22 protein-coding genes are annotated in these 21,411 nt (G+C 54.3%); 6 read left to right on the top strand and 16 right to left on the bottom strand.

The genetic code is table 11. The features are described from left to right. Positions 1-6 precede the first annotated feature (6 nt). From LGL98_RS11890 to LGL98_RS11865, 6 genes are all read right to left on the bottom strand, one after another. Entirely contained in the window at positions 7-2,619 is a 2,613-nt protein-coding gene (locus tag LGL98_RS11890; protein ID WP_136032840.1) for a family 78 glycoside hydrolase catalytic domain, read from the bottom strand. A 50-nt stretch (positions 2,620-2,669) separates the two neighbouring features. Further along, positions 2,670-3,905: a PTS sugar transporter subunit IIC gene (locus LGL98_RS11885; RefSeq protein WP_168435348.1), complete on the bottom strand. Its 1,236-nt coding sequence runs from the start codon at positions 3,903-3,905 to the stop codon at positions 2,670-2,672. A 403-nt stretch (positions 3,906-4,308) separates the two neighbouring features. Then, a complete protein-coding gene (locus tag LGL98_RS11880; RefSeq protein WP_136032836.1) occupies positions 4,309-5,190 on the bottom strand; it encodes a LysR family transcriptional regulator in 882 nt (293 codons plus the stop codon). 146 nt (positions 5,191-5,336) lie between these two features. Further along, on the bottom strand, positions 5,337-7,637 hold the full coding sequence (locus LGL98_RS11875; RefSeq protein WP_136032834.1) for an FdhF/YdeP family oxidoreductase: 2,301 nt from the start codon (positions 7,635-7,637) through the stop codon (positions 5,337-5,339). 317 nt (positions 7,638-7,954) lie between these two features. Next, a complete protein-coding gene (locus LGL98_RS11870) occupies positions 7,955-8,872 on the bottom strand; it encodes a bestrophin family protein (RefSeq protein ID WP_136032832.1) in 918 nt (305 codons plus the stop codon). Between the two features lie 232 nt (positions 8,873-9,104). Continuing rightward, on the bottom strand, positions 9,105-10,046 hold the full coding sequence (locus LGL98_RS11865; protein ID WP_136032831.1) for a cation diffusion facilitator family transporter: 942 nt from the start codon (positions 10,044-10,046) through the stop codon (positions 9,105-9,107). A gap of 219 nt (positions 10,047-10,265) precedes the next feature. Between LGL98_RS11865 and LGL98_RS11860 the strand changes: the two genes are divergently transcribed. Continuing rightward, positions 10,266-10,952: an ABC transporter substrate-binding protein gene (locus LGL98_RS11860; protein WP_136032828.1), complete on the top strand. Its 687-nt coding sequence runs from the start codon at positions 10,266-10,268 to the stop codon at positions 10,950-10,952. A gap of 3 nt (positions 10,953-10,955) precedes the next feature. Here the strand turns inward: LGL98_RS11860 and LGL98_RS11855 are convergent, their stop codons facing one another. The 4 genes from LGL98_RS11855 to LGL98_RS11840 all read right to left on the bottom strand — a co-directional run bounded on the left by LGL98_RS11855 (position 10,956) and on the right by LGL98_RS11840 (position 13,050). Beyond that, positions 10,956-11,825, bottom strand: a complete 870-nt coding sequence (locus LGL98_RS11855) for an oxygenase MpaB family protein (RefSeq protein ID WP_136032826.1) — start codon at positions 11,823-11,825, stop codon at positions 10,956-10,958. Between the two features lie 104 nt (positions 11,826-11,929). Beyond that, positions 11,930-12,361: an OsmC family protein gene (locus tag LGL98_RS11850; protein WP_002906030.1), complete on the bottom strand. Its 432-nt coding sequence runs from the start codon at positions 12,359-12,361 to the stop codon at positions 11,930-11,932. 122 nt (positions 12,362-12,483) lie between these two features. After that, positions 12,484-12,630: a hypothetical protein gene (locus LGL98_RS11845; RefSeq protein ID WP_168435339.1), complete on the bottom strand. Its 147-nt coding sequence runs from the start codon at positions 12,628-12,630 to the stop codon at positions 12,484-12,486. A gap of 15 nt (positions 12,631-12,645) precedes the next feature. Continuing rightward, on the bottom strand, positions 12,646-13,050 hold the full coding sequence (locus LGL98_RS11840) for a YdeI family stress tolerance OB fold protein (protein ID WP_136032825.1): 405 nt from the start codon (positions 13,048-13,050) through the stop codon (positions 12,646-12,648). 145 nt (positions 13,051-13,195) lie between these two features. On the opposite strand from LGL98_RS11840, the gene LGL98_RS11835 reads away from it, so the two are divergent. The 3 genes from LGL98_RS11835 to LGL98_RS11825 all read left to right on the top strand — a co-directional run bounded on the left by LGL98_RS11835 (position 13,196) and on the right by LGL98_RS11825 (position 15,466). Further along, complete coding sequence (locus tag LGL98_RS11835) at positions 13,196-13,699, top strand: hypothetical protein (RefSeq protein ID WP_136032823.1); 504 nt, start codon at positions 13,196-13,198, stop codon at positions 13,697-13,699. A gap of 8 nt (positions 13,700-13,707) precedes the next feature. Beyond that, positions 13,708-14,154: a DUF421 domain-containing protein gene (locus tag LGL98_RS11830; RefSeq protein WP_136032821.1), complete on the top strand. Its 447-nt coding sequence runs from the start codon at positions 13,708-13,710 to the stop codon at positions 14,152-14,154. Between the two features lie 316 nt (positions 14,155-14,470). Continuing rightward, positions 14,471-15,466 carry an SDR family oxidoreductase gene (locus LGL98_RS11825; RefSeq protein WP_136032819.1) on the top strand — a complete coding sequence of 332 codons (996 nt, stop codon included), beginning with the start codon at positions 14,471-14,473 and terminating at the stop codon, positions 15,464-15,466. Here the strand turns inward: LGL98_RS11825 and LGL98_RS11820 are convergent. The 5 genes from LGL98_RS11820 to LGL98_RS11800 form a co-directional block, all read right to left on the bottom strand. Beyond that, complete coding sequence (locus LGL98_RS11820; protein ID WP_136032817.1) at positions 15,463-17,088, bottom strand: alpha-amylase family protein; 1,626 nt, start codon at positions 17,086-17,088, stop codon at positions 15,463-15,465. The genes LGL98_RS11825 and LGL98_RS11820 overlap by 4 nt on opposite strands. Before the next feature lie 38 nt (positions 17,089-17,126). Further along, entirely contained in the window at positions 17,127-17,309 is a 183-nt protein-coding gene (locus LGL98_RS11815) for a hypothetical protein (RefSeq protein WP_136032814.1), read from the bottom strand. A gap of 17 nt (positions 17,310-17,326) precedes the next feature. Continuing rightward, on the bottom strand, positions 17,327-17,833 hold the full coding sequence (locus LGL98_RS11810; RefSeq protein WP_136032812.1) for a ferritin-like domain-containing protein: 507 nt from the start codon (positions 17,831-17,833) through the stop codon (positions 17,327-17,329). Between the two features lie 23 nt (positions 17,834-17,856). Then, a complete protein-coding gene (locus tag LGL98_RS11805; RefSeq protein ID WP_136032810.1) occupies positions 17,857-18,072 on the bottom strand; it encodes a hypothetical protein in 216 nt (71 codons plus the stop codon). A 200-nt stretch (positions 18,073-18,272) separates the two neighbouring features. Next, positions 18,273-18,458: a con-10 family general stress protein gene (locus tag LGL98_RS11800; RefSeq protein ID WP_008804757.1), complete on the bottom strand. Its 186-nt coding sequence runs from the start codon at positions 18,456-18,458 to the stop codon at positions 18,273-18,275. A gap of 652 nt (positions 18,459-19,110) precedes the next feature. Between LGL98_RS11800 and LGL98_RS11795 the strand changes: the two genes are divergently transcribed. After that, entirely contained in the window at positions 19,111-20,025 is a 915-nt protein-coding gene (locus tag LGL98_RS11795) for an SDR family oxidoreductase (RefSeq protein ID WP_168435338.1), read from the top strand. A 166-nt stretch (positions 20,026-20,191) separates the two neighbouring features. Then, positions 20,192-20,437, top strand: a complete 246-nt coding sequence (locus tag LGL98_RS11790) for a DUF2543 family protein (protein ID WP_136032809.1) — start codon at positions 20,192-20,194, stop codon at positions 20,435-20,437. Positions 20,438-20,494: 57 nt separating this feature from the next. Here LGL98_RS11790 and LGL98_RS11785 read toward each other — a convergent pair whose 3' ends face one another. Continuing rightward, positions 20,495-21,388: a LysR family transcriptional regulator gene (locus LGL98_RS11785; RefSeq protein WP_136032806.1), complete on the bottom strand. Its 894-nt coding sequence runs from the start codon at positions 21,386-21,388 to the stop codon at positions 20,495-20,497. Positions 21,389-21,411 lie beyond the last annotated feature (23 nt).

The raw sequence follows: 21,411 nt of genomic DNA, 5'->3' as shown, positions 1-21,411 counted from the left end.
CTATCATTACAATAGTACTTTTATCTCACCTGCATCGGTAATGTCATAAAACTGATGATAGGTATCACAGTCTATTGGCGCAGGTAATTGTTTATTAAGTTGATACACTTTTGGTAATTTAAGGGTGCATTTTTTGAGATTAAATGGCACTTTGATGACTAATTCAATGCCTTTTTTATAGCGCCGCCAGCGACACTCAATACGCCCTCTGATGGTTTGATGCCAGCAATCCACAAAGTTAATCGTCTCAGTAAAGGATGGGCTGATCAAAATAACATCAGCACCAACCGCCTCCTCAGCGACGGTAATGCCGCCCAAAGCCTGAAACAGCCAGCTGGTATAAGAACTGAACATCGCGTGATTATTTGAACCATTCAGGTTATCACCGAAAAATTCCTTCAATGTGCTGGCATCATTTTTAAGCATTTTCCTGAATCCGGCTTCGACTCTTAACCATTCAAGGATTAATTCATTATGACCATAGCGATGAAATATTTCATAGGCAAAACTTTGGCCAAAAATCCCACAGGTGATAATATTTTGCTCTTTTTTGATGAGATCGATCAATGCGTTCAATGAACCCTCGATATCATCACACAAATCGAAGTAGATTGCAAAAACAAAGCTGGTCTGACTGCGATCGGCGAAGCTGCCATCCGTATTCTTATAGAGTGATAAAATTTTCTCTCTAATTTTATTGGCCTTGCTAATATATTTTAGCCATTTTTCTTTTAAGCCAAGATCATCACATATTTTTGCGATAATTAACAAATGGTAATAATAGAAACAAGCACTGGTGAAATGGAGAGCTGGCGAGCCATTTTTGTAATTACGCATATCATGATCGCGGCTTCCCCAGTCACCCAGGCAGCAGGTTACCAGCTCATCAAAGTCGCGCATTTCCAGGGAGAGGATTTGCTTCTCAAGAAATGGCAAGCTTTCGGCCAGCAAATTGACATTGCCATAATGTCGATAGTGAATGGCTATCAAATAAGGTAATACCAGTTGCCAGCCCAGGGGTCCCGTTTCCCCACCGACGCCATTAGTTTTAATTCCCATAAATGGCGCAGTTTCCGTCACACCACCACAGGGACGAATATCATTGATAAAATCAAAGATAGTTTTCTTATAAATAGCGGCAGAGTCAAACTGATACACTTGCGAGCGGGCCAACGCGACAATGTCTCCGCCATAGGCGAAACGTTCGCGGGCACAATCCCCGAAGACCGAATGAATGTTATTGAGTTTGGTTCTTTTAGCAACCTCAAAGAGCTTATTTATGTAAGGATCTGAGCAGTAAAAGCCCCCGTTTTCCCGTAGTACTGTATGTACTGAAAGCGCCTGAACATTGTTTAATTGTTCAATATTAATACCGCTTAACTGCACATAGCGAAACGAATGACAGGTAAAGGCATTGATAAAATGATTCTTCCCACTGCGGCATTCAAAGGCATCCTTCTGCTCCGCCCTCGCCGGTGCTCCAATTCCGCCGTCAATAATCACACCTTCAGTAACCTGTTTGCCGACAAATCCCGCAAGGGTGGAGTCAGTGTTTAGTTCGTAGTTTTCATCAACGTCTTCGCTATAGAGCAGTTCCACACGTTGATTCTCAGACGCGGTAATGGATAAATCGATAAATCCGGTGACGATGGCACCGAAATCAATAATGAATGTCTCTTCGTCTACGACGTGGATATGCTCTGCCCCGAGGGACAACGTATGGTTAATTTTCGGAATAAAACTCGAGACCAGACGGCCTTCAGGCCCGTTGCTCAGCACCACATTTTTCCAGTCAGGCATCAGCAAATCGGTGGTGTTGTCTCCGCGAAACAGTTTCATATCCAGGCGCTCGCCCAAATAGATATTATTGAAGGTATAAGCGCCTTCGCAATATTGCCAGTCGGCATCACTACCGATGATCATTTCGCGATCTGCAAACTTCATATAAATGTCAGCGATGACCTGTGGTTCACCGATGGTTAAGTTCTCTCTCAGGTTATATTTACCAAATAATTTAAGCGGCGCTGGATTAAACCAGCCATCGGCTAGCTCAACAATGACTTCATTTTTCGGCTGATTAATAAACGGTTTTATACTGTAAGTATCATAATAAATAATTTTAGCATAATTTGTCCAGTCAGTATTGAGCTCACCGCGGGTGACCTCTTTACCGTTGATATACAATTTATAAAAACCAAGACCAACAATGCTGATATAGGCATCAAGGAGGTCTTCGTCGAGATAAATTGTTTTTCTCATTACCACATTACGTTTACCGCGATAGTAATGAATATCATTAGTGAAGTGATGCCCACCGCTCACCCAGCGGCCAGAAAAATGGCCAAGGTTACTGGTTGTAAAACTGTTTCTATAAACATTGTTCTCACCATTGTCACCGTGGGTAAGGACTTCTATAGTATAAGAAGTAAAGTTTTGTAACGATATTGCATCGAGAGTGATAATTGTATTATTACCCTCTCTTGCGATAAGAGATACCAGTTCGGCACCTTTATACACTTTTATCGAAAATGACTTTTGAGGATAATTGGTAGACCAGCACACCATAATTGGCAGATGATCGACAATAATGTTTTCCGTTTGGTAATTGATACTTAACATCTTTCCCACCATGGCTAAATTGGCGTTGCTGGCATATTTTTATGGAGCATTCAAATGGTATCCGTCTGATTTTCTTCCCGGCAAGCGACAAGATCGGCAGTCTTGAAGAAGAAATACCATCCTGCAAATCGCGCAATAAGTCCTATAAATTGGAAAGCGGCAATTTTCCAGCTCCCCTGCATAAAACCAGAAATAATGATCGGCATGCCGGCCGGGGTACTCACCCCAGCGACGCGAGGCAATACGCCAATGACCGTTAGATACCATGCAATGCCGAGCATGATGCCATTGATAAAAATATAAGGAATCGCCAGAGTAAAATTCATTACCAGCGGCACGCCATAAGCCATCGGTTCGCCAATGGTGAAGATAGCTGGCGGCAAGGCGATCTTACCGAGCGTTTTATAGCGTGCGCTCTTCGCGAAAAAAGCGAGCATTATAGCCAGCGGCAATAAATCTCCAGCAGCGCCATAAGTCATAAAGAACGCAAAGCCTGTGATGTTGGGTAAGTCGACGCCTGCGGCATACGCAGCAAGCTGCTGGGCATCCATGGCAAACCAGATCGGCGCTACGATACCGAGGGTGATAGCGTGGCCATGCAGCCCAAAAAACCATAGCAATTGCGCAACAACAGCAACAAAGATGAGTGACCAGATTCCGGATCCAAGTGATGTCAGCGGAACCTGGATTAATTTATAAATAATTTCGTGAATGCTACCATAACCAACACTGGTAATGACTGCGGAGATAATTGTAAATAGCGTCAGGATGGCGATTCCTGGAATCAATGAAGAGAACGATTTGGAGATAAATTCCGGAACGTTTTCTGGCATTTTGATAATCAACCCCTTACGGGTTATTGCCACGAATATTCGTGTTGAAATTATCGCCACCAGAATGGCGGTAAATAGCCCCATGGGCCCCAGCCATTGGCCAGGAATTGAAAATGATTGCCCTAACGGCCCTATTTCACCGAGTTCATACGGCGTTAAAATAAAGAAAGAGATCATTGAAATCAGGCCTGACATGAAGCCATCAACATCGAAATTTTTCGCTAGCGTATAGGCAACCGAGAAAGCGACAATCACGGCTAAAAAATTATTCGTGAAGGTAATCGGGATATCAAAGAAGCGAGTTAAGTTGTGTCGTAACAAAAAATCCTGGTATGGAGCAAATGGAAACACTTTAAGCAAAGTCGCCACAGAGCTCATAATCGTTACTGGCAATATGAGCATCATACCGCTCATAATTGACTTAAGATAAGTATTTTGACCAATGCTTTGCATCAGTTGCAAAGCCTTTTCTTGTACAATGTTGGTATGAGATGACATGTAAACAGTCCGTGATGTTATTAGTTTTCAGACATATTCATTTAACAATTCATATGCCGGCATGACATTAATGCATCATAATCTAACCAGGAAGTCAGCCTAATATATCATTATGGAGTAATATATATCGGTTGTTGTTAACTTAAATGACGGCTGTTGCCGTAGTTAATATTTGTGATGTGTACTGCAGGAGGGATAAAAAATTGTCATTAAAGCTTGTATCTTCTGGACAACATTAAGCGGCACCGCAATACCACTTTTACCAATGGTCCTGCACCACCGGGGCTATATTGGCACTCTCCCATCAGAGGGTCGTTTAGGCATTTCAGTGACAAGCCGCCAGGTCGGCGGCCCGGCCTCAGCCAAAAATCCCCTGCGCCTCGGCGAAGCATTTTTCCGCCAGGGTCGAGACTGGTTCCTGCTGGCGCATAATCAGCGCCAGCTGTGAATCAACCTGGGTTTCGGCGATCGGCAGAATTTCAAGATTATCGCTTAGCGCTTCGAGGCCATTGTTAAGCGGCATAATGGCGCAGCAGATCCCCGCCTGCACCGCCTGGATAATCTGAAAGGTCGAATCGCTTTCAAAGACATATCTCGGCGTTAACCCTTTGGCCTTAAAGCTAATTTCAATCGATTCCCGGTAATACATCCCCTTGGTCAGAAAGCCGAGGGGCAACGTCGCCAGCGCCTCCCAGCCCGGCGTCCCGGCGCTGAAGTCGTAATGGCGTTTATCGTGCAGGAGCCCCATCCGGGTTTGCGGCAAGCGGGCAATCTTGAACTGACGCTCGTCCAGATGCTGCAGATAGCAAATGCCCAGATCAAGCTGGTTACGGCTGACGCCATCGATAATCTGCTCCGAGGTCATCGACAACAGGCTGAACTGCAGCGCCGGATATTTCTCCGCCAGGGGTTTAATCAACTGCATCGGATTGAGGCTCGCCAGCGGCACCATACCGACCCGCAGCTGGCCGACCATCTGCCCGCGACAGATCGCCGCCTCTGCCGCCAGGCCGTCATGAGCGGCGAGCACCGCTCGCGCCCAGGCCAGGATCCGCTCCCCCTCCGGGGTAAATCCCTCGAAACGCTGGCCGCGCTGGATCAGCGTCAGATCCAGCTCCTCTTCCAGATTGCGAATCCGCATGGAGAGCGTCGGCTGGGTAATATGACAGGCCGCTGCCGCCTGGCCAAAATGGCGCGTCTGATCGAGCGCGATCAAATACTTGAGTTGCTTAATATCCATTCTCTTTCCCGTTTGAACCCCGCCGTTCACCCCCGGGGCCGCGCACAGGTTACCAGAATGTTAGTTTCACTACCGATAAATTCAAGCGAGGACAGGAGGGGGCGGCGGGCGCAGGACGGCGCGACGCCGCTCTGCGCTATACCTGTTTAGCGCACGCCGGCCAGCGGACGGATCTCTTTCGAGCGCAGCGTCAGGCGAACGGGAACCGACTTATACGAAGGGGTGCCGCTCTCTTCATCGAGATAGTTCAGCGGCACCAGCACGTTGGCTTCCGGATAATAGGCGCCGACGGTGCCGGGCGCAATGCCGTAGGCCACCACCGTGATATCCTCCAGCGTCAGCGCGCTGTCCGGCAGCGCGGTATGGATATCCACCCGATCGCCATGCTCCAGACCCTGGGCGGCCATATCCTGCTCGTTCATAAACAGCACGTCGCGGCGGCCAAAGACGCCACGGTAGCGGTCATCCATCGCGTAGATGGTGGTGTTGTATTGATCATGACTGCGCAGCGTCACCAGGCGCATCACGTCCTCACCCTCCACCACCACGTTCTCATGCACCCCTTTAAACACCGAGAACATGGCTTTACCGGTGGCAGTTGGCCAGATGCGCTCGGTCGGCGGTAGCGGCATGCGAAAGCCACCGGGATGGCGAATGCGCTGGTTATAATCCTCGAATCCTGGAATGGTCTGTTCGATGAGATCGCGAATGCGATCGTAATCTTCCACGAGGTACAGCCAGTCCACTTTACTGGCTGGCAAGGTGGCCTTCGCCAGACCAGCAACAATCGCCGGCTCCGAGCGCAGCATCGGCGAGGCGGGCTTAAGCTTGCCCGACGAAGCATGCACCATCGACATTGAATCCTCGACGGTGATCGACTGCCGGCCACTGGCCTGCAGGTCAAGCTCGGTGCGGCCCAGACACGGCAGAATAAAGGTCTCTTTCGCTGTCAGGAGATGCGAACGGTTGAGCTTGGTGCCGACGTGAACGCTGAGCTCAAGGCCGCGCATCGCCGGGAAGGCGCGTTCGTGGTCCGGCATCGCCACGGCGAAGTTTCCCCCAAGACAGATCAGCGCTTTGGCTTCGCCGGCGATCATGGCCTCCAGGGCCTTGACCGCATCGTGGCCATGATGCCGCGGCGGCGTAATCCCCATCACCCGCTGCAGGCTGTCGAGGAAGGCCGCGGAGGGTTTTTCGCTGATCCCAACGGTGCGGTTACCCTGCACGTTCGAGTGACCGCGCAAAGGACAGATCCCCGCCCCCGGCTTGCCGATATTACCGCGCATCAGCAGCAGGTCAGCAATCAGACGCACGTTGGAGGTACCTTTGTTATGCTGGGTGATGCCCATGCCGTAGGTGACGATGGTGGCCCTGGATTTGGCGTAAGCCACCGCAACCTGGGTCAGGGATTCGCGCGTCAGGCCAGACTCCTGTTCGATATCCTGCCAGCAGGTGGCGTGGAGGTCATCGGTGAAGGCGCTGAAACCCTGGGTATGCTGGGCAATAAACGCGTGGTCGAGCACATTGCCCTGCTCCTCTTCCAGCTGCAGCAGCGCTTTGGCGATCCCTTTCAGCGCCGCCGCGTCGCCACCGGCCCGTACCTGGTAGTAGGTCGAGGCGATCGGCGTCGAGCGCCGGGTCGCCATCTCCATCACGTTCTGCGGATCGGCAAAACGCTCCAGCGCCCGTTCACGCAGCGGATTGAAAACGATAATCGGCACGCCGCGGCGGGAAAGCTCATGCAGGGTGCCCATCATCCGCGGGTGGTTGGTGCCCGGATTATGGCCGATGGAGATCACCAGCTCGGTCTGGTCAAAATCGTCGAGGGACACGGTGCCTTTACCAATGCCGATCGACTGTGGCAGGCCCACGCTGGTGGATTCATGACACATGTTGGAGCAATCGGGGAAGTTGTTAGTGCCATACTCGCGGGCAAACAGCTGGAACAGCCACGCCGCTTCGTTGGACGCCCGGCCAGAGGTGTAGAATTCTACCTCATCCGGCTGCAGGCTGCGGAGGATCTCGCCGATACGGGCGAAGGCTTGCTCCCACGCCACCGGGCGGAGGGTATCGCTGGCCCGGTCGTAAACCAAAGGATGGGTTAAGCGGCCGTAGCCCTCCAGTTCAAAATCGCTTTTTGCCAGCAGGGAAGATACCGTATTGGCCGCGAGGAACGCGGGCGTTACCCGTTTGGTGGTCGCCTCCCAGGTAACGGCTTTGGCGCCGTTTTCGCAAAACTGGAAGGTCGATTTATGTTCTTTATCCGGCCAGGCGCAGCCCGGGCAGTCAAACCCATCCGGCTGGTTGGTGCGCAGCAGCGTGGCGGGCGCCTCAAAGGCATCCATCTGGGTGCGCACGGCGATGGCCGTGGCCTTCAACGCGCCCCACCCGCCTGCCGGACCGTCATAGGGGTGAACACCGGGAACCGCGCGTCTTTTATTGGTCATCTCTTTACTCCTGCTGCTCTGTTCTGGCTGTCGCGAGCCGAAAAAGGCGTACGACAACCCCGGCGACGAAGCGTGAATCGCATGGCGTCACCTGAAAAGAATGCTGTTTCTCAAGGATAGTACGATGGGAAAGCGTAGGTACTGCGTTTGTTAACTGAATAATAACATACACCACAATTCTGTATAATTGATGTTATCTATCAGGTGTTAAATTTAACTTATTTGCAAATTTTGCGCTTATCACTGCGGTGCTGTGACGGATAAAATGGCTACGGAAAGTGATGACCGGGCAGCGGAAACCGCCCGGTGTGCCAGGCTCAGGTCAGATTGAAGTAACGGTCCGGACGCAGCGTCTCCGGCAGCGGATGCTGACCGGTCATGTCGAGCAGATTGCGCTCGATGGTATTACACATCGCGTTCAGCGGCAGGTCATTGGCTGCCGTGCCGAACGGATCTTCCAGCTCTTCCGCCAGCGAATCCCAGGACAGAAAGGTGTAAGAGATAAAGACCGAGACAAACGGCGTCATGTAATGCAGATCGCCGACCAGGGCGAACGGCAGCAGCGTACAGAACAGGTAGACGGTACGCTGCAGGATCAGGGTATAGGCGAAAGGCACCGGGGTGGTGGCCAGCCTTTCACAACCGCCCAGCACGTGCGCCAGCTCATCGAGTTTATTGTCCATTAGCCCGTAAGTGATGTCGCTGAGCTTGCCCGTCTCGCGCAGCTGACCAATTTCGTTGCCAGCCAGCAACAGGATCCGGTTGGTGGGCATTGAGCTGGCAAGGATTTCGCTCACCTTCTCCTCGGGCAGCAACCGCCGCAGGTCAGCCGTCGGATCGGTTTTGCGCAGCTGGTGCTTCAGGCTCCAGCTAAAGGCCACCAGATAGCTGACGATGCGGCGATGGGCATCGTGTTCTGCCGGCAGGATATTGCGCAGCTGACGCACCAGCGTGCGTTCGGCGATAAGCACCGTCCCCCACAGATTGCGCGCCTCGACGAAGCGGCTGTAGCTGGCGCTGTTGCGAAAGCCGAGGAAAATCGCAATCGCAATCCCCAGCAGGCTGAACGGCGCCACGGTTAAGTGGATCCCCAGCTGTTCGTACCATTGATAGCTGATAATGGCGATGATCGACATCAGCACATTTAGCAGCAGGCGAAAGATGATTTTCGACAGCACGGAGCCGTGCCAGTCAAATAGGCGAAGAAACCAGTGTTGTTCTGGTCGAATGATCATTGTCTGACTTCCTGAATTACCGTTCTGGTCATTATCTCTGAATACAGAATAGAGATTATCTATGAGCCGATTGGTTTATTTTATCGTTAACTGCGATGGGCAGATCTGCGCCATTATTTAGCGATGGTAATGGCGTTTTTAGTATGGGCCTTTTTTATATTTCAGGCAATCAATGCGCCAGCAATAATGGCTCAGAAGAAAAAATAACCGCTGAGCCAATTCATTTTTCCGCTTATGATACCGGGTGTATCAGACCGCTTTCGTCAACCCCATGCGCTTCGCAGGGATCGAGATGCACCATTACGTTAAGCACCGAATGCTGCGCCAGCACCCGCTCCCGCGCCTGACGGGCAATCTGATGTCCTTCGGCTACCGACATCTCGCCAGCCACCTCGAGATGCACATCCACCAACACCAGATCCCCCGCCTTACGGGTTTTCAGATCGTGGAGGCCTACCACGCCCGGCGTCGTTCGCAGCGTATCGGCGATCGCCTGCTGCATCTCTTCATCAACCGCGCGGTCCATTAAATCATGCAGCGCGCTGGCGGCGAAACGATAGCCCATGCGCGCAATCAGCAGCCCCACCGCCAGCGCGGCGAGCGGGTCGAACCAGGCAAACCCAGCCAGATTACCGATAATCCCCACGGCCACCACCAGGGAGGATGCGGCGTCGGAGCGGGCATGCCAGGCGTTGGCGATGAGCAGCGATGAATTAAGCCGCCTGGCGGCCGCCAGCATATAGCGGAACAATCCCTCCTTGACCACCAGGGCCGCCAGCGCCATCCACAGCGCCGCGCTGTGCACCGGCGGAATAGTTTGCGGTTGCGCGAGATGGCCTGCCGCGGACCACAGCATGCCACCCCCAACCAGCACCAGAATCGCGCCGATGATGAGGGACGCGCCGTTCTCATAGCGCCAGTGGCCATAGTGGTGATCGTGATCGGACGGTCGACGGCTCTTTTTATTCGCCACCAGCACCACCCCATCGGCAACCAGATCGGAAAGTGAGTGCATTCCGTCGGCAATTAATCCTTGAGAGCCGGAGAATATTCCCACGGCTACCTGCAAGGCAGAAAGAAAAATATTAACCACCACGCTAACAAGGGTACTCTTTCGCGCCTGCACCGAACGCTCATGATATTTATTATCATTTTCAAAATTATGTTGTGTCATTATTTCTCTCCCTTAGTGAGCGGGAAGAATAAACTGACAAGCTGAGTTTATGCTTAACAATATAAAAGCCATTGCTTTGCCGTTTAACGATATCTCTGCTGCGGTAATTTATCTTTTCTGAAAGTCAGGCAGGACCGCTACAACCGTACGCCAATGAACTATCTTTTGAAGGCGGCCACAGGTCGGGCCACTTTATCTTAACCACTACAGGAGTCAGCGATGTCAGAGATCACTTCATCCCGACTGCGTTTTGCCATTAATCTGGGCAATGCGGTCCTGGCCCATCTCGGGGAGACAGGAAAGCCCTCGGGCATCACCGTCGAGCTCAGCCATCGGCTGGCGACGCGCTGGGGCGTCAGCGCCGAGTTCGTTCCCTATCCAGCCGCGGGTAAAGTGGTGGCTGACGCCGGTGGCGAGCACTGGGACATTGCCTTTCTGGCCATCGATCCGGCCCGGGAGGCGACCCTACGTTTTACCTCGCCCTATATCACTATTCAGGGCACCGCGCTGGTCAGAGTTGATTCGCCCTGCCAGCGGGTGGCCGACATGGATCGCCCGGCAACCACTATTAATGTCGGGCAAAACGCCGCATACGATCTGTGGTTAACCCGTCATCTGCAGCACGCCAGCCTGAGTCGCCTTCCCTCCTCGCAGGAAGCCATTGACGCCTTTCTCGCCGGTGAAGGGGATATGGTCGCCGGTATCCGACAGCCGCTGGAGGCGACAGCCCGTCAGCACGCTGGGATGCGGGTACTGGCGGATAATTTTACCGAGATCCAGCAGGCCATCTGCGTCGCCCGGGGAGACGTGGCGCGTTTTAACGCGATAAATGAAGCGCTGAGCGAGTGGCGGGCGGATGGCAGCCTGGAGGCGCTGATTGCCCGACAGCTGGGCAACGCGGAGTGACCTTTACTCCACTGCCATCCGGCGCATGGCACAATGCCACGCGCCGTTGCGTACCGAGGCACGGAGCACGCGGGCGATGCCATGGACCATCAAGCGCGTCGTGCGCCGCTGCAGCGGCGTGAGCGACAACCCCAGCATCTCCTGCGCCCATTCCGGCAGGAGGTCGATTCCTGCATTCATCATCACCCGGCCGACCGGCCGGCTCATCCGCCCCGGAAGACGGGTGGAGAGCAGCACCTGAGCAACCTCCCGGGTGCGTTCGTCGCAGCGCAGCCGGGGGCGCATCGCCTCGAGATAGTCCGCCACCTCCTGCGGGGTCTGAGGAATATCCCGAGCCCCCAGCCGCCGCGCTATTTCCGCCGACTCACGAAAATAGTCCTCCTGGCGCTCGGCGCTGACCACCGTCCGCTTGTAGCGCAGGTGGGAGGCCATAAAGCGGCTGCACTCGGCGACGTGCACCCAGGTTAACAGCGCCGGGTCGCTCGCCTGGTACGGGGTTCCGTCCTTATCCACCCCGCCGATCCGCTGATGAATCCCCTGCACTTTGGCGATTAACCGTTCGGCGTCGGGGGTAGTGGCAAAGGTGGTAGCGGAAATAAACTGGCTGGTGCGGCGCAGGCGGCCAAAAATGTCCTCGCGAAAACGAGAGTGATCCCAGACGCCGGCCAGCGCCAGAGGGTGCAACATCTGCAGCAACAGCGCGCTAATGCCGCCGCACAGCATAGAGGTAAAATCGCCGTGTACCTGCCAGATGGCCGACTGCGGACCAAACAGGCCCGGCTCACCTTTGGGTCGTTCAAAGTCGATCTCTTTTAGCGCCATGCCGGTCAGGCCGAGCACCTGCGCCTCGATCATTCGGCGAATGCCGATCATGATGGTGTCCCTTACGCTCAACTAAAGGACAAAAGATACCACTATTGGATAGCACTGGGAGAGATATTGCGGAAAGAGTGCCCGCAGCACGCGGGCACGACGGCTTACGGATTCAGCTGGTAATCGAGGGTAATATTGGCTTTCAGCACCTGCGATACCGGGCATCCGGCCTTCGCTTTCTGGATGATCTCATCGAACGCCGCGGGTGAAACATCCGGCAGGACGATCTGGCTTTGCAGCGCGATGTCGGTAATCGCAAAGCCGCCATCGGTTTTATTGAGGGTGACCACCGCCGTCGTGTCGATTGACGTGGCGGTATAGCCCTCTTCGCTGAGCATCAATGACAGGGCCATTGAGAAACAGGCGGCATGCGCGGCGCCGATCAGCTCCTCAGGGTTGGTGCCCTTCACCCCCTCAAAACGGGTGTTAAAGCCGTAGGGCTGCTGGCTCAGCGCCCCGCTTTCTGTCGACACCGTGCCTTTACCATGCTTCAGGTCGCCTTCCCAGTGGGCCAGCCCTTTCTTATGAATCGCCATATGTTTCCTCCAGTGATAATGTCGAACAAAAGTATAGTGCGTGATGCCGAAGCTGCGTCTTTATGCGGCCTCTGGCACCCGCTTTCCTCTGGTTTTCGTGTCGTTGGTGACAAATGATGACGCTATCGGCCCCCCTGCGGATGCCAGGGATCGGATTTGTCATCCTTGCTGTCGTCCCGTTTACGCGGCACCTCGCCCTGCTTCCCCGGTGCCTCACGGGCAGGTTGCTTACTGCGCTCTTCGTCTTGCGAGTGAGAAATGGTGTTCATAGCGACGTGCTCCGCTTACTTAGGCGACTGTTTGAGCAGACGATCGATACGCACCACCGGCGGCGTCATTTTGCGATCAAGGCTGCCGTTGATATTGACCAGATCGTCAGGCTCTACGTGTTGTTCGTTAAAGGCGGCGTGCGGGATAATCACGGTGATGGTGCCGCTTTTATCGCGAAACTGGTAACGGTCATCCCCTTCACGGGTGAGCAGGTTACCGCGCAGCGAGATGGTCGCGCCGTCGTGCATGGTTTTCGCCTGTTCGACAGTCATAATCCGCCCCTCCTCAACGCCGCGATAGCCATCATTCAGTTTGTGTGGCGGCGGCGGTGCGGCATCCTGGCTAAACCCTCCCTTATCTTCCGCCTGGGCTATCCCCACGGCGAACAGACTGGCCATGACCCATGCTAATTTTTTCATCATGCCTCCATTTTTTTGCTGATGATGACAATAAAGCCTGGCTGAGGCTGGTCATTTTTACAAAGTCAATTGTTCTGATATCGTCTAATATAAGAAAGTCCTTATCGTTACGCTGCTGCCAAAACGACGCACCGGGAAAATACTAATGATTAAGAATCAACAGCCTCGTCCTATCGTCGATGAGAATGTCCGAGCACTACGCTTCGAATATTACTTCCGGCGCTATGGGATAATTATGTTAGGCCTCATCATCCTCACCGCGCTAAGCGGCCTGTGGTCTTCGGGGTATTTCAGCGAAGCGCACCGGGAAAGCGCCAGCGGTGAATTAGCCGTTGATTACCAGCGTTATGCCAGGCTGATGAGTGAAACCGAACTGAATATTCAGATTAAACCGGATACGGCCAGCGATACCATTATCAGCTTAGCCGCCCCGATATTAACCCGCTACCAGATCGGTGATATCCGCCCGCAACCAGATAAGATGTACAGCACCGGCGGGAAATTATATCTCGTGTATCAGCAGACGCCCCATCGTTTGCCGATGTCAGTGTGGCTTTCCATTACCCCCAAAACGGCTGGGAATATCACCCTGCAAGCGGCAGTAAACGATCGGTCTGCTGTCACCTGGTCTCAATTTATTTATCCGTAGGAGTCGTTATGGAAATGGTACTCAGAGCTGCGGCAATTTATATTATCCTGTTGATTATTTTCAAAATTGCAGGAAGAAGAACGCTAATGCAGCTCACCAATTTTGATCTGATATTACTGCTGATAATTAGCGAAGCCACTCAGCAGGCGATGCTCAGTACTGACTATTCCGTTACCGGCTCGATGCTCACCATCGTCACCCTGGTCAGTATTGATATTTTATTCGGCTATATTAAGAAGCGTTTTTCACAGGCAGAAAATTTCCTCGATGGCTCTCCGGTTATTGTGGTGGAAAATGGTGCTGTCATCGACGAGAAGATCAAGCTCGTTAATATTTCTGTCGATGATATCCTGCTGGCCGCCAGGCAGCACCATGGGATTTACGAACTGCACGCGATAAAATACGCCATTCTTGAGCGTAACGGCCAGATATCTATTATTCCCCAACAGGAATAGTATCAGTTTGCTATTTATCGCGCTCCGGTTGTTTATCGCCCGACTCCGGAGCACGGGTGGCATCATCCTCTTCTTTTTCAACGCTAAGAACGTCTAATATCAACATTTTTCCTCCTCGCAGTTTGTCAGGGATCTTACAGATTATAGAACGTCTTCATCGAGCCTGGCAGGATCTGTCCAAAGTAACCTGGATATGTCGCCTGATTCACACTGCGTTTATTCCAGGATATTTCTCACCTCTGGATTGCGATAGGTGAGAAATAATTAACCGATCCGTGCAGTGAATATTGCGTTAGCTAACAATAATGAGGTCACTATGTCTGTAATGGTCATTACCGGAGGTACCGCGGGAGTGGGTAAAGCCACCGCGCTACGTTTTGCCCGCGCCGGCTACCATGTGGCGCTGATCGCTCGGGACGAAACCGGTCTGCAGGAGACACAGCAACTCTGTGAACGGTTCGGCGTAAAAACACTGGCTATCAGCGTCGATGTTGTCGATGCCAGCGCCCTGCAACGTGCCGCCGCTGAGGTGGAAACCACCCTCGGTGCGATAGACGTGTGGATCAACAATGCCATGGCTACCGTCCTGGCGCCCTTTCGCCAGATGAGTGATGAAGAATTTCGCCGGGTGACGGAGGTGACCTACCTCGGGTATGTGAACGGCACCCGCGCAGCGCTGGCGGTCATGACGCCCCGGGAGCGCGGAGTGATTATTCAGGCTGGCTCGGCACTCGCCTGGCGTTCAATCCCTTTGCAATCGGCCTACTGTGGCGCCAAAGCGGCGATCCGCGGCTTTACCGATGCCGTGCGTACCGAACTGATGCACGAGGAGATCCCTATCCAGTTGACCATGGTACAACTGCCAGGGATGAATACTGCCCAGTTTGGCTGGGCGCGAAACAAAATGGATCAGGCCATGCAGCCGGTGCCGCCGGTCTATCAGCCCGAGGTGGCCGCCGACGCCATCTACAACGTCATCCGGCGTCCGGTCAACGAGCTGTGGGTGGGGAAAAGTACCATCCAGTCGATCCTCGGCCAGGTTTTCTTCCCGCGCCTGCTCGATCGTCTGATGGTGAAGAAAGCATGGGAGGGACAGTTTACCGCTCAGCCGAAACCGGTTGAGCAACAGGACGACCTGTTCTCACCGGTGCGTGGCAACCACCCCGGCCATGGCCCCTTTAACGATGGCGCGCGGCGTAAAGCAGTGACGATTAGCGCCGATCTCCCGGGAAAAGTCGCCGTCGGCGTTGGGGTGGCGGTGGCAACGATGGCCCTGCGGGCGCTGTTTCGTCGTTCCGGGAAACGGCGCTAACTCAGGCTGCGGCTGAACCAGCGGTAACCGTATCCCCCCAGATTCAGCCGCGCGTCTTTCCCGCCGTGCAGCGCGTCCTGGTACAACTTATCTTCCAGAATTGGGCTCCAGTAGCCCTCAGCCAGCGGCGGGATCTGGACCTCCACCGCCTGCTCGCTGCAGTTTGCCAGCATCAGCACCTCCCGCGATTCGCTGAGATAGCTCAGGCCCAGCACCGCAGCGGGTTTCACCGCGAGAATGGCGAAAGGAATGGAGCCCGGCTCGGTGTATTCCGTCCGCGCCAGTACCATATTTCGCACCCGATGCAGTAGCGATCGGGGATGGCGCAGTGCCTTTTCGACATTGATCCGTTGGTAGCGGAACCGCCCGCTGGCCACCGGTTTGACCGGCAGATCGTCCCGCGCTGCCCGGGAAAAGCCACCATTAGGCGCAGCCGACCACTGCATCGGCGTTCTGACCGCGTAGCGCTCCGGTAAGGAGAGATCGTCACCCATGCCAATCTCATCGCCATAGCGCATCACCGGCACGCCGGGCAGCGCCAGCAGGATAGCATGGGCTAACGCAATGCGCCGGGTATCGCCGTCCAGCATAGGCGCCAGTCTTCGGCGTACGCCGCGCTGGTAAACGGACATCGATTTAGCAGGGGCAAAGGTGCGGATAACCTGGCGCTTGTTGCGAACGCCAATCCCTTCAAGATCCAGTTCATCATGGTTGCGCAGCCAGTTGACGAAGCAGCACCCGTCCGGCGGGATCACCATCGCCTGCAGGGCCTTCACCACCGGCGCGGCACGCTGCTGCGCCAGGCTGAGGTACAGGTACTTGTTAAGCCAGAAATTAAGCACCATTTGCAGCCGATCGCCGTGGCCGAAATAATGACGGTAATCTTCTACCGCGACGTCTACTTCTCCCAGGAGTATCGCATCGGGGTTGAGGCGCTGCACAACCTGCCGGAGATGGTCCAGGAGCGGGTAGCCTCGCGCCTCGTCGCCCTTCCCGGCCTGTTTCACCAGATGCGATGCGGCATCGAGGCGAAAGCCTGACACTCCGGCCTGCAGCCAGAAGGTGATGATGTTTTCGATTTCCGCGATCACCGGCGGATGAGCAAGATTCAGGTCGGGCTCATGACGATAAAATATGTGCCGGTAGTACTGTCCGGCCTGTTCGTCCCAGCGCCAGACACTCTCCTCGACGCCGGGAAACATCGGGGGATCGTCGTTGTCCGGCGGCCGATCGGCCCACAGGTAGTACGGCCGCCAGGGAGAATGAGGGTCTTGCCGGGCCGCCTGAAACCACGGATGCTGCGCAGAGGTGTGCTGAATGACCAGCTCGACGATGACCCGCAGCCCCAGCTCGCGGGCGCGGGCAATCAGCTCAATCACATCGGCGATGGTGCCGAATCTCGGATCAGGCTGCAGATGATCGCTGATGTCATAGCCATCATCCTGCAGAGGGGTAAGATAAAACGGGGTCAGCCAGAGAACCGTCGCCCCGAGGCTACGAACGTAGTGTAGCTTTTGGCGAATGCCGGCGAGATCGCCGTAGCCATCGCCATTGGCGTCATAAAACAGCGAACTATCAATCTGATAAATGACGGCTCGGTGAAACCACTCTTCACGTTGCATCCCTATCACCTTGCGCTCTGCCCGTCAGTCACCAGGATTCAGCGCGGTTGGCGCACATCATCCTCTTTCTCGCAGGGTGGTTCGACGGGCGCTGATTCACTCTGCGATGCCGGGAGGGGTCTGTTAGCCACTGCGTCTACCAACGCCTGTTGTCTGGCGGTTAACAGCAGAGGCACCTCTTCCTCGGCGGCGCGGAGCGCGATAGTGTGGCGTTTAACCATAATTCATCTCCGGCTGCTTACAGTCCGACCTCAACGCCAGACCGTTCAGCGCGGAGAAGAAATTCTGCCACCACCGCCGACTGATGATGAAGCAGCCAGTCTGCCATGCCGCGCTCCTCCGCCAGTATCGCTTCCAGGGTGTGAATGGCATGGTGGTCGCCTGCTCGTTTCGCCGCCGTTAATAAGGCGGTATAGCAGGCGACCTCAAATTGGGCAAAAACATAGGTAGTGGTAATGATTTTAACGATCTCATCGCCAGGCAGCATCATCCCGATGGTCTGGCCCAGCGCCGCCACGCGGCTCATCGCTTCTTTCAACACAGAGCGAGAAATATGATTACGAGCAATAATATCCTGCAGGGCCGATAATTGCCGACGGGTTTCATAAAGATGTTGTTCAAGACGGGTGCGCAAAGGCGGATAGTTTTCTATCCTGCGACTCACCGCAATCAACATCGTTTCAGCTTGTTTTTCCATTGCATGCGCATCGCGAAGCCAGTTGTGGTAATTTTCAATCTCAGTCATAAAAACCTCTTAGGGCAAACTCGTTATTTTGACGCGGAATTTTCATTCTCTTCCGCCGCCTGGTCAGCTCGCGCTGCGCTATATCCTGATAAGTGCCCCACAATATTTGCATAAATACTGATAAGGATGACCCACAGGACACTGTTTTTCCACCAGATTAACGAGGGTATTGCCAGGCCTACCCACATAACGGCGGCCACAAGATGACAGCGTTTAATAAAAACCGGCGTCAACTTCATTTGATTACCTGCTGTAATATAAATAGTTAACCCTTTCCAGCGTATTGCCGGTTCATTTATCCTTGCCTGTTCTCAGATAAATTCCTGCGGGTTGCCAGATCATATTTATTATTAAAGGGCCCAATAAAGAGAAACCTGCGGACCAGCGGCCCACAGGTTTTTGCACCGACGCCTCTGTGAGGCGTCTCAGGCTTCAGTCATTAGCTGTCGCCGGCTTTACGGCCGCCGCCATGACTGTTCTTACCACCCTTTTTACCGGCTTCGGATGCGCGCTCAGGATCATTTTTAAAGTTCCCGCCGCTGTGCTGCCCACCTTTACGCCCGGCTTCGGATGCTTTTTCACGATCTTCTGCAAAATTACCTGAACCGCCTCTATGCTCTGCCATAATTTTCACCTTTGGTTTGATCAATATCGGTTGGTAAATGGAAAATGACCCTGTTACAAATCATCGCCCTCGATATCTAACACTAGAGGAATGCCCACAGGAGTCAAATTAAAACCAGACGCTAATCAACGCAAAGAGAAAAATAAAAATTAACAACGCAGCGGCGCCATGAAATAAATTTCGCCTAACTGACTTATTCGCTTTAGATTGTTGTCATTTTTCGCTCTCTTTTTTTTGCCGAAGAAGGTTTTGTAAAAAAATGAAAAGCATGAATTATTTTTTTCTTCCCCACCGGGTGGACACATTTGCTTTCAAAAATAGTAACCCTATTTAGGTAGTTAATCCATCACCGATAGAGTGGAAATTATTTTTTTTCATTGCGATTGCGGCCGATTTAAAATTTTAAGACGCTAAATATTCATAACGGGAAAATAACCTTAAGCGACGATGAATGATGGAATAATCCTAATTTACCAGTAATGATAATAACGCAGCGCTACACCATGAAATACGCCAAGGATCAGCCAGTTAAGCATTGATAGCGCCGCGATTAACGGATATCAAACGTCCTGATGCCAGTCGCCGACGTCCTGAACAGGCGTGAAGCTGACCTATCCTTAGAGCTGGCCCGTTCTGTCTGAAGGAGATGACTATGCAAGATGAAAAACCGCCAATGAAGAAATTACCCACCTCCATGTTGCCAGAAGAGACGGCTCCCCGTCCGGAGTTCCCGGAGCAAGAACAAACCCCGCCGGGTCTGGATGCGGAAATGGAGCCATCTCCGGACCACGGAGAAACCAGCTACACCGGGACCGGGCGGCTGGCCGGTAAGAAAGCGTTGATTACCGGCGGCGATTCCGGGATTGGCCGCGCAGTGGCAATCGCCTTTGCCCGCGAAGGGGCCGATGTGGCGATCAACTATCTGCCCGAAGAGCAAGAGGATGCGGATGAAGTCATCGCCCTGATCAAAGCCGAAGGACGCACCGCGGTAGCCCTCCCGGGGGATATTCGCTCCGAATCCTTCTGCCAGTCGCTGGTCGCCGACGCAGTGGAACAGCTAGGAGGTCTGAGCATCCTGGTCAATAACGCCGGACGTCAGCAATACTGCGAGACCCTTGAGGAGCTCACCACCGAAGATTTCGACGCGACCTTTAAAACTAACGTCTACGCGCCGTTCTGGATCACCCGCGCCGCGCTGCCCCATCTCCAGGCCGGAAGCGCGATCATCAATACCACCTCGGTGCAGGCGTATAAACCCAGTCCGATCCTGCTCGATTATGCCCAGACCAAAGCCTGTCTGGCGATCTTCACTAAATCGCTGGCTAAACAGGTGGCGAAACGAGGCATTCGCGTGAACGCCGTAGCGCCTGGTCCGTACTGGACGGTGCTGCAATCCAGCGGCGGCCAGCCGGACGAAAAAGTGAAACAGTTCGGGAAAGACACACCGATGGGCCGCCCTGGGCAGCCGGTAGAGATTGCCCCGCTGTATGTCACGCTGGCTTCCGATGCCTGCTCATATACCTCCGGGCAGGTATGGTGTTCTGACGGCGGGGATGGTGTGGTCTAAATCCGTCGCCTCCGGAACGATAACCGGGCCGGCGTTATGCCGGCCCCTTCCCCAATACGATCGCCGCGCCGCCCTGCGTGGCGATTTTTCCTCTCCCGCAGCGTGTTCAGCCGGCAGCATGCTATGATATCCACCCGCCGCTGTGCGCTGACCCTGAGGACAACTGATGAGTAATGAGATCCCCCTGAAATTTTATGACATCGTGGACGAGTATGAGACCGAAGCAGCCTCTCCGGTTAACGAGACGGAACGCGATGCGCTGGCGCGCTATTTTCAGCTGCTGATTGAGCGGCTGATGAATAACGAAGAGATCGATGAAGAGACGCAGCAGGAGATGGCCCGCGAAGCAGCCATTGACGAACGTCGAATTGACGATATCGCCAACTTCCTTAATCAATGGGGCAACGAGTAAGTCTCATCGTCAGCTCACCGGCAGGGCCACTGCCTGCCGGCGTTGCCGCCCCCTTGTTCAGGCCGCAGTGGCTGTTTCCCCCAGACGTCGCTGCAGCGCATCCAGAAACAGCGGTAGCCCATCGGGTTGATAATCCCGGGAAAGATAGATGCCGTAAACGCTCAGCGCCTTAGGCGTCCACTCAGGGAGCACCACCTCCAGCGCCCCGCTGGCCATCGCGCTCCGCGCCTCCAGTTCGGGGAGCATCGCAATCCCGCACCCGGCGACCGCCGCCTCCAGCAGCAGAGAAGAGATCCCCGCGCTCAGATTGCCGCTTACCGCCACCGACGCTTCCTGGCCCTGCGCATCGCTGAACTGCCAGCGCTGGCCGGCAAAGTGGCTGTATAACAGGCAGTTATGCTGTTGCAGATCCTCCAGCGTCGTCAAGGGGCCATGCTGGCGGAGCCAGCGCGGTGCCGCGCAAAGGAGTGAATGGCACAGGCCAAGGCGGCGAGCGATCGCCCCGGGCTCGGGGGTGTCGGTAATGCGAATGGCCACGTCGATGCGCTCGCCGATCAGGCTGACCGGGTGGTTATTGATATCCAGCTCCAGGCGCAGCAGCGGATAGCGGGCGAGAAAGTCCGGCAGCAGCGGGGAGATCAGCTGCATAGCGGTAAAGTGCGCGCAGGCCACGCGCAGCGTGCCGCTGGGGTCGGCCCGCTGGCGCTCGCCGGCGATTTCATCGGCGATCCGCGTCAGCCCCCGGGTCTTAAGCAACACTTTTTCTCCCGCAGGGGTCAGCGTTAGCCGGCGGGTTGAACGATGGATCAGCCGGGCGCCGGCCCAGTTCTCCATCTGCTCCAGATAGCGGCTCACCATCGGCCGCGACATCCCCAGCGCCCGCGCCGCAGCGCTGAGACTTCCCAGCTCGCAGATACGCAGATACACCTGCGCCGCAATCACCCTGTCCATCACCCCCCCTTCATCTGCACGAT

It is taken from the genome of Klebsiella africana (assembly GCF_020526085.1).
Taxonomy (GTDB): Bacteria; Pseudomonadota; Gammaproteobacteria; order Enterobacterales; family Enterobacteriaceae; genus Klebsiella; species Klebsiella africana.
Note: the sequence above shows the minus strand (reverse complement) of the source record. Positions and strands in the feature narration are given on the sequence as shown.

Bases quoted from the DNA above. Each gene is read 5' to 3' on its own strand.
- LGL98_RS11890 (WP_136032840.1), bottom strand. From the start codon at position 2,619: ATGTTAAGTATCAATTACCAAACGGAAAACATTATTGTCGATCATCTG.
- LGL98_RS11885 (WP_168435348.1), bottom strand. From the start codon at position 3,905: ATGCAAAGCATTGGTCAAAATACTTATCTTAAGTCAATTATGAGCGGT.
- LGL98_RS11880 (WP_136032836.1), bottom strand. From the start codon at position 5,190: ATGGATATTAAGCAACTCAAGTATTTGATCGCGCTCGATCAGACGCGC.
- LGL98_RS11875 (WP_136032834.1), bottom strand. From the start codon at position 7,637: ATGACCAATAAAAGACGCGCGGTTCCCGGTGTTCACCCCTATGACGGT.
- LGL98_RS11870 (WP_136032832.1), bottom strand. From the start codon at position 8,872: ATGATCATTCGACCAGAACAACACTGGTTTCTTCGCCTATTTGACTGG.
- LGL98_RS11865 (WP_136032831.1), bottom strand. From the start codon at position 10,046: ATGACACAACATAATTTTGAAAATGATAATAAATATCATGAGCGTTCG.
- LGL98_RS11860 (WP_136032828.1), top strand. From the start codon at position 10,266: ATGTCAGAGATCACTTCATCCCGACTGCGTTTTGCCATTAATCTGGGC.
- LGL98_RS11855 (WP_136032826.1), bottom strand. From the start codon at position 11,825: ATGATCGGCATTCGCCGAATGATCGAGGCGCAGGTGCTCGGCCTGACC.
- LGL98_RS11850 (WP_002906030.1), bottom strand. From the start codon at position 12,361: ATGGCGATTCATAAGAAAGGGCTGGCCCACTGGGAAGGCGACCTGAAG.
- LGL98_RS11845 (WP_168435339.1), bottom strand. From the start codon at position 12,630: ATGAACACCATTTCTCACTCGCAAGACGAAGAGCGCAGTAAGCAACCT.
- LGL98_RS11840 (WP_136032825.1), bottom strand. From the start codon at position 13,050: ATGAAAAAATTAGCATGGGTCATGGCCAGTCTGTTCGCCGTGGGGATA.
- LGL98_RS11835 (WP_136032823.1), top strand. From the start codon at position 13,196: ATGATTAAGAATCAACAGCCTCGTCCTATCGTCGATGAGAATGTCCGA.
- LGL98_RS11830 (WP_136032821.1), top strand. From the start codon at position 13,708: ATGGAAATGGTACTCAGAGCTGCGGCAATTTATATTATCCTGTTGATT.
- LGL98_RS11825 (WP_136032819.1), top strand. From the start codon at position 14,471: ATGTCTGTAATGGTCATTACCGGAGGTACCGCGGGAGTGGGTAAAGCC.
- LGL98_RS11820 (WP_136032817.1), bottom strand. From the start codon at position 17,088: ATGCAACGTGAAGAGTGGTTTCACCGAGCCGTCATTTATCAGATTGAT.
- LGL98_RS11815 (WP_136032814.1), bottom strand. From the start codon at position 17,309: ATGGTTAAACGCCACACTATCGCGCTCCGCGCCGCCGAGGAAGAGGTG.
- LGL98_RS11810 (WP_136032812.1), bottom strand. From the start codon at position 17,833: ATGACTGAGATTGAAAATTACCACAACTGGCTTCGCGATGCGCATGCA.
- LGL98_RS11805 (WP_136032810.1), bottom strand. From the start codon at position 18,072: ATGAAGTTGACGCCGGTTTTTATTAAACGCTGTCATCTTGTGGCCGCC.
- LGL98_RS11800 (WP_008804757.1), bottom strand. From the start codon at position 18,458: ATGGCAGAGCATAGAGGCGGTTCAGGTAATTTTGCAGAAGATCGTGAA.
- LGL98_RS11795 (WP_168435338.1), top strand. From the start codon at position 19,111: ATGCAAGATGAAAAACCGCCAATGAAGAAATTACCCACCTCCATGTTG.
- LGL98_RS11790 (WP_136032809.1), top strand. From the start codon at position 20,192: ATGAGTAATGAGATCCCCCTGAAATTTTATGACATCGTGGACGAGTAT.
- LGL98_RS11785 (WP_136032806.1), bottom strand. From the start codon at position 21,388: ATGGACAGGGTGATTGCGGCGCAGGTGTATCTGCGTATCTGCGAGCTG.